Origin of the sequence: Microcoleus sp. w2-18bC1, from assembly GCF_036700365.1 — a bacterium.
GTDB lineage: Bacteria > Cyanobacteriota > Cyanobacteriia > Cyanobacteriales > Microcoleaceae > Microcoleus.
On record NZ_JAUBOS010000116.1, the window covers coordinates 1 to 7241 of the forward strand.

Sequence of the window (7241 nt, forward strand, 5' to 3'; positions counted from 1 at the left end):
GGCACAAATTATTATACCTTAAAAAAACCTCAAATGATTGCTATGCAATCATTTGAGGTTTTGGCAATTCTCAATTTCTTTGAATTTAAATCTGCTTGAATATCTGCGGAATGTGGGTTATATGGACGGCGCTGGTCTGCTGCTGAGGTTAGTCTCCGGCATCTTAAAACAACTTTGAAAATGGAGATGTTAACAGCTAAAACTCCGGCAATGGTCAGAAAGGATATCTGGGCACACTTATTGGCTTACACTTTATTACGTACCATTATGTGGCAGGCCGTATCTTCGTCAGAACATACAGCTTTTCAACTCTCCTTCCAATCAACTCGACAGCAGTTTAATCAGTTATTGACGTTGTTGGCAACTACAGGAAAACACCAACAGCGACAATGGCATCAATTGCTGTTGGAGCAGGTGGCAACTAATTTACTTACGATGCGACCCGATCGTTCCGAACCTAGGGTGTTGAAACACAGACCGAAGCCCTATCCTCGAATGCAGGAACCTCGCTCTATCTTAAAAGGTAAACAGGCTAGGCGAGCGAGACTTTTTCAGTGACATTGCTCTCTAAGTCCTCTAAAGATTCCGGGGGGCTGTTTCGGTATAAAATTTGGGCGATTTCATCATGACAGGCTTTTAACCGTTCGCGCTCTTCAGGATTCATCATAAGGCTCCAGAACAATTTACTTTATTGTACGTGGTTTTTGCGCTCAGACAGCGCTTAAATCATAGAAAAAATTAGTAGTTGCTTCCATAGCAGTTTTTGGGGAAGCCGTTGGTTTAAAAAATGTAAAATTATATCATTTATTGGGAAATTTACAAAATCGGGATGCTCCCCCGGAATGCCCCGTCATCAGCACGATTTCACCTGCATTAATGTCGAGATTAATGTCAAAAAGTACCTGTTTTCGCAGTTGGCCTTGACCGAAGTATAGCAATCCTAAATCATTATCAAGACTATGATACAATTATATGCAATACTTGATTGTGACCATAAAAAAATGAATAACTTACAACTGCAAGAAAAAGATATGGAAAAAGAAATAGCCCAATTAGAAGATTTCATTAAAAGCGATCTCGATGCAAGAGAACTAAAACGAGCAATAGCTGTAAGGATGGCGCTGTCAGGTAATATCTACCATGAAATCAGCAAGATTTTAGGTGTAAGTAATTTTTTTATTGGTTATTGGAAAAAACAATTTAAAACCAAAGGCATCGCCGGAATCAAACTAGAACATAAAGGGTCAAAAGGGTATTTAACAGCTCGACAAAATACTGAAGTAATCGAGTGGTTAAAGAATAAAGAATATTGGAATTTAGATGAGTTGGTTACTTATTTAGCTCAAGAGTTTGGTGTGATGTATAAATCAAAACAGAGTTACTATGAACTTTTCGACCGGGCGAAAATAAGTTGGAAAAAAACTCAAAAGGCTAATCCTAAATTTGATAAAGAACTGGTAAAAAAAAAGACGGAAGAGATTAACGATATTTTATTTAAAAACAAAGCTGGTATAGAGTCTGGAGAAATAATAGTATTGTTTTTAGATGAATGTCATCTACTTCATGGTGATCTAACTGGTTATGTTTGGGGTCAATCAAAAATCAGAATTGAAGTCCCAATTACCAATGAAAAAGATAGACAAACTTATTTTGGCGCCCTCAATTATCAAAGCAAAGAATTCCATATTCAGAGCCATCCATCTGGTGATGGAGAATCCACAGTTAAATTCATAAAATACTTACAAAATAAATATAAAAATCGCAAGATTATCTTGATTTGGGATGGAGCTAGTTATCATAAATATGGAGAATTTAGAGAGTTTTTATTAGAACTAAATGGTGACAAAGAACCTGAAAATTGGTCAATTACTTGTATTTTATTTGCTCCCAATGCTCCCCAACAGAATCCCGTTGAAGATATTTGGCTACAAGCTAAAAACTTTTTAAGAAAGTATTGGTATTTATGTAGATCTTTTAAAATTGTCAAGTTTTTGTTTGAGTTTTTCACTAACGAACATAAATTTGATTTCCCCAAAATACGTCAATATACTTACACAGAAAAAATCATTTAGGATTGAGCTAAATAGAGAAAATCATTTAGGATTGCTATAGTGGTCGAGTTTGTGCAGAGAAATTACCGGCTCATCAATCGGTAATTTGTTATTTGTCGTGCTGATATTAGTGGATTTCATAAGTGCAAAGTGAGGTGGGTAGTGATGACTAAAGTCCTCAATCAACATTTATCTGCATTAATCTGCGTATATCCGCTACCATCTGCAGTAAAAATTCCCAACTATGCCATCTGCGGTAAAAATTCCAACGTAACTAACTGAGCAATTTCTTCCGTTGGAAAACCTAAAGCCATTGGTTTTTGCGCTGCGGGAATTATTTGCACGTCATAGAGTAATGATTTGATGATTTTTATCTACTGCGATATCGTGAATGTCGATATCTCCTGTAGTATAGCCGATGCTTGGAATATATAGACGATCGTAACCTGGATGTTCCCCACCCGCAGCTAGCGCATTGTCTAGCCAAAGTTGATATTTTTAGCTTAAATAGAGGGGTTCGTACAGTAAAGCCCCATTGCGCGATCGAAGATTCGCCAAAAAGGCTAGATTCTGTTGGTTTCTGGCTGAACACTTATGTTTTGCTCGCATTGAGAAAATCCGAGAATTAATCACCGCACCCAGCCGCAAACCGCTTCCGCTTCCTTTCCCTCCGGTGCGATCGTCATTATTGAACACCAATGGATTAATATTTACAAAATCTTTTAAGATAATTGAAATTTCATGAATTTAAGTAAATAAATCACTATGGATTTTGTAGTAAATGCTTTAATAGCAGTATAGCAGAATTATTTACTGAGTCGGCAAAAGTTGTGATTGATTAGATGAAATAATCATCCGGTAAGCAAAAACTTTTGCAGTGAATGAGTTAGAACTTACGCACTGATCCGAGATTTCGTTGTTCTCAGCTTTTGGTATCACAAAAAGCCTCATTTATTGTTGGTAATTGCGCTGACTGCGTAAGTCCTAGACTTAACAAAAACCAATAGGTGATTACCATGAACAAGGAAATCATTTTCGTTGACTCGTCTATACAAGATTATCAAAGCCTGATTCAAAACATCGATCGCGCTCAAATTGTGATTTTAAATGAAAATTCGAGCGCGATCGCACCAATTACTCAAGCCTTGGCAGATCAAAAAGATATTGCAGCCGTGCACATCCTTTCCCACGGTAGCGAAGGTAGTTTAAAACTCGGTTCTGACATACTCGACTCTAACAACCTAGAAAATTTCAGCAGTCAGATAAAACAGTGGGGAAATGCCCTAACTGAAAACGCCGATATCCTATTATATGGATGCGATGTAGGTGCGGGAGAAACTGGCCTCAATTTTGTCAAACATCTCAGCGAAATAACAGGCGTAGATGTAGCAGCTTCTAACGACTCAACAGGTTCTGCGGCCTTTGGCGGCGACGGGGAGTTAGAAGTGAAATTTGGGGAAATTGAAACCCAACCCCTGAATTTTGCCAATTATCACTACACTTTAGCCGGACCCACTGGCACCGCAGATAGCAAAAGCATTAATGTTAGTGCTACCCCTACTTCCATCGCGATCGATGTTTTAGCGAACGACACGGGAACCGGCAGACTCAGTGTTGATAGTATCGTCACCGGCCCTAGCCACGGCACCGCGATTATTGGTGATTCGATCTATGTCGGTGGCGGGTTCTTCGGCATCGGCAGCCAATCTCGCAACAACATTGCCAAGTTAAACTCTGATGGGACTGTTGATACTACCTTTAACCCAAATGCGAATAGTTTTGTCAATACGATCGCCATCGATAGCAGTGGCAACCCCTATGTCGGTGGCGAGTTCACCACCATCGGTGGCCAAACTCGCAACCACATTGCCAAGTTAGACCCGATTACTGGGGCTGCTGATACTACCTTTAACCCCAATGCGGATAATTTGATCCGGGCGATCGCCATCGATAGCAGTGGCAACCCCTATGTCGGTGGCGACTTCACCACCATCGGTGACCAAACTCGCAACCACATTGCCAAGTTAGACCCGATTACTGGGGCTGCTGATACTACCTTTAACCTCAATGCGGATAATTTGATCCGGGCGATCGCCATCGATAGCAGTGGCAACCCCTATGTCGGTGGCGACTTCACCACCATCGGTGGCCAAACTCGCAACCACATTGCCAAGTTAGACCCGATTACTGGGGCTGCTGATACTACCTTTAACCCCAATGCGGATAATTTGATCCGGGCGATCGCCATCGATAGCAGTGGCAACCCCTATGTCGGTGGCGACTTCACCACCATCGGTGACCAAACTCGCAACCACATTGCCAAGTTAGACCCGACTACTGGGGCTGCTGATACTACCTTTAACCCCAATGATGCGGGTTTTTGGATTGTCACGGCGATCGCCCTCCATAGCAGTGGCAACCTCATTGTCGGTGGCTGGCTTTCCGGGGGGTTACACGCCGGTCATCCTCCCTTCCGAAGTGCGAAGTTAAACCCAACTACTGGGGCGACTGATACTACCTTTAACCCCAATGTGGGTGTTCAATTCAATGCGATCGCTTTCGATAGCAGTGACAACTCCATAGTTGGTGGCTGGTCTTTCATGAGCCTATCTGCCAAGGTTGCGAAGTTCAACCCGACTACTGGGGCGGTTGATACTACCTTTAACGCCACAGCTAACCCGTTTGGGTCTTCTGTCCTCAATGCGATCGCGATCGACCCGAAAAGAAACATCCTCTACACCCCTAACGCCAATTTCAACGGCGTAGACATCTTCACCTACAGCGCCAAAGACAGTAGCGGTGTCAGCACTCCCATCACCGTCAACGTCCTCGTCAACGACTCCCCCGTATTAGATACCAGCGGCACACCCACCCTCACGGCGCTCACCCAAGGAGACAGCACCAGTACCGGCACACTAATTAGCACAATGATCGCGAATCTGGGGGGAACAAAAATCACCGACAGTGACACCGATGCCAAACAAGGCATCGCGATCACCAGCGTGGACGCGACTAACGGGACTTGGCAATACACCACTGATGGCACTACCTGGAATACATTTACCGCCTCGCCCGTCAATGCACGTCTCCTAGCATCTGACGCTAACACCAAAATCCGCTTTGTCCCAAATGCCAGCTATAATGGCACTGCCACTAACGCCTTTACCTTCAAAGCCTGGGACCAAATCACCGGCACCAACGGCGGCACTGCAGACACAGGAGCAGACTTAACCAATCACAGCACATCCAGCGTATTCAGCGTGGCTGACGAAACCGCCAAGATTACCGTCAACCCCGCTCCCGCCATCACCAGTGTCAGCGCACCCACCAATAACACCTATGGAGTTGGACAAAACCTGGACTTTACCGTTACCTTCAACGAACCCGTAACCATCACTGGCGGTGCCAACTTACCGATTACCCTAGATACTGGCGGCACCCTCAACGCTACCCTCAACGGTACAGGAGCCTCTGCCACCACCCATACCTTCCGTTATACTGTTGCTTCTGGCAACCTAGATACCGATGGCATCACAGTTGGTACGGCCTTAACTTTACCCACGGATGCTACCATTCAAAATGCCACCAATGCCAACGCGATCCTAACTTTAAATAGCGTCGGTAGCACCACAGGCGTATTAGTCGATGGGGTTGCTCCCACCGTCACCATAAATCCTGTTGCTGATATTACGACAGCCGGAGGAACCAGTCAAAGTTTGACAGTTACTTTCAGCGATAATAATGCTGTCGATGTTTCAAGTTTGGACAGTTCTGATATTTTGATAAATTGGTCTGGCGGTGACATTCCAGCAAAATTTGTCAGTGTCGATACTAATAGTAATGGTACACCTCGGACAGCAACTTATTCGTTTATTCCGCCTGGGGAAAGTTGGGCTAATACTGACAATGGAACTTATACTATTAAGTTGCAAGCAAGTCAAGTTAAAGATAGTCTTGGCAATTTCAATGTTGCTGGTAGTTTAGGGACTTTTAACGTTAATATTGCGGTGCCGGTTCCCAAACCAACGCCAATTCCAATTCCACCGGTAACACCGACAACAACAACGGAAACACCTGCTCCGACAGAAACACCGACAACACCAACGGAAACACCGACAACACCAACGGAAACACCGACACCAACACCAACGGAAACGCCGACACCGACACCCATAACGATCGCAATTAACACGCCATCAATCAGTAATATCGATCGCGGTGAACCAACTAATTTGCCACAAAATCAAGAAGTATATGGCAAATATCTACTGAGTAATGAAGATGATACCAGTATCCCACAATCAGCCTTTGGCAAACCGATATTCGCGTTATCAGGTAATGATAACTTGACGGGAAGTGACGAGAATGACACCATCTATGGCAACCAAGGTGCTGATACCATTGATGGCGGTAATGGGAACGATCAATTGTTTGGGGGTAAAGGATCAGACCAATTGTCTGGTGGTAATGGTGATGACTTCTTGAGTGGAAATAATGACAATGATACTCTCACTGGTGGCAATGATCATGATCTCTTACACGGGGGGAAGGGAAATGATGTTTTGATTGGTGGGAATGGGGATGATGAATTGTGGGGCGATCGAGGTTTCGATATGCTCACAGGTGGCTTGGATAATGATACATTTGTGTTAGAATATACCGCTACTAACCCATCTCAAGCTGATGTGATTACTGACTTCTGTACTGCCGGTGATAAAATCAAGTTGATTGGTGCCAATTTCAGTCAACTAACCTTTGAGTCGGTTTATGTCGTCGTAGATGGGGTGATGCCTCTAACTGCAACGGCGATCAAATCTGGGAATGACTACTTGGGATTGGTTTATAATGTGAATCCAACTGCTTTTAAGAGTGGCTCTTTCTTGTAAGATTGCTGGGGAAGAAACTATAGGCTAGGCCATCACAGGGAGGCGATCGCACAAACCGGAGGTTTGAGCTTTGGCCAGTTAGCAATCACTCAAAATAATCAGGAAAAAATTATCCAAAACATCTTGACAGGGTAGGTGTTAGGTGTTGTGACTGGAGTGAGTACGAATCTTCAAAGATCGGCAAATTTTCGGCTTTAGGGTTTGACATCCAAAATTGAAAATGGGGTAGTTATGGGTGATGTCTATTCTTCGGAAATTTAAAAATTAGGCTAATTTTCCATCTTCCATGTGAAGGATGCGATCG

Annotated in this window: 3 protein-coding genes and 3 pseudogenes; 4 read left to right on the forward strand and 2 right to left on the reverse strand. The window is 43.4% G+C overall.

The genetic code is table 11. The features are described from left to right. The first annotated feature begins 186 nt into the window (after nt 1-186). Nucleotides 187-558, forward strand: coding sequence for a hypothetical protein (locus QT979_RS28095; protein WP_333312307.1), 372 nt, complete (start codon nt 187-189; stop codon nt 556-558). Between the two features lie 443 nt (nt 559-1001). Further along, a complete protein-coding gene (locus tag QT979_RS28100) occupies nt 1002-2072 on the forward strand; it encodes an IS630 family transposase (RefSeq protein ID WP_333312308.1) in 1071 nt (356 codons plus the stop codon). 324 nt (nt 2073-2396) lie between these two features. Here the strand turns inward: QT979_RS28100 and QT979_RS28105 are convergent. Continuing rightward, nucleotides 2397-2486: pseudogene (locus QT979_RS28105) on the reverse strand (hypothetical protein); the annotation flags it as partial. Nucleotides 2487-2549: 63 nt separating this feature from the next. Continuing rightward, nucleotides 2550-2750: a hypothetical protein gene (locus QT979_RS28110; RefSeq protein ID WP_333312309.1), complete on the reverse strand. Its 201-nt coding sequence runs from the start codon at nt 2748-2750 to the stop codon at nt 2550-2552. Nucleotides 2751-3067: 317 nt separating this feature from the next. On the opposite strand from QT979_RS28110, the pseudogene QT979_RS29165 reads away from it, so the two are divergent. Beyond that, nucleotides 3068-4867 (forward strand): annotated as a pseudogene (locus tag QT979_RS29165) (DUF4347 domain-containing protein); the annotation flags it as partial. A gap of 1527 nt (nt 4868-6394) precedes the next feature. Continuing rightward, nucleotides 6395-6937 (forward strand): annotated as a pseudogene (locus QT979_RS29170) (calcium-binding protein); the annotation flags it as partial. Nucleotides 6938-7241 lie beyond the last annotated feature (304 nt).

Coding starts and splice junctions, on each gene's coding strand:
- QT979_RS28095 (WP_333312307.1), top strand. CDS start 187: ATGTTAACAGCTAAAACTCCGGCAATGGTCAGAAAGGATATCTGGGCA.
- QT979_RS28100 (WP_333312308.1), top strand. CDS start 1,002: ATGAATAACTTACAACTGCAAGAAAAAGATATGGAAAAAGAAATAGCC.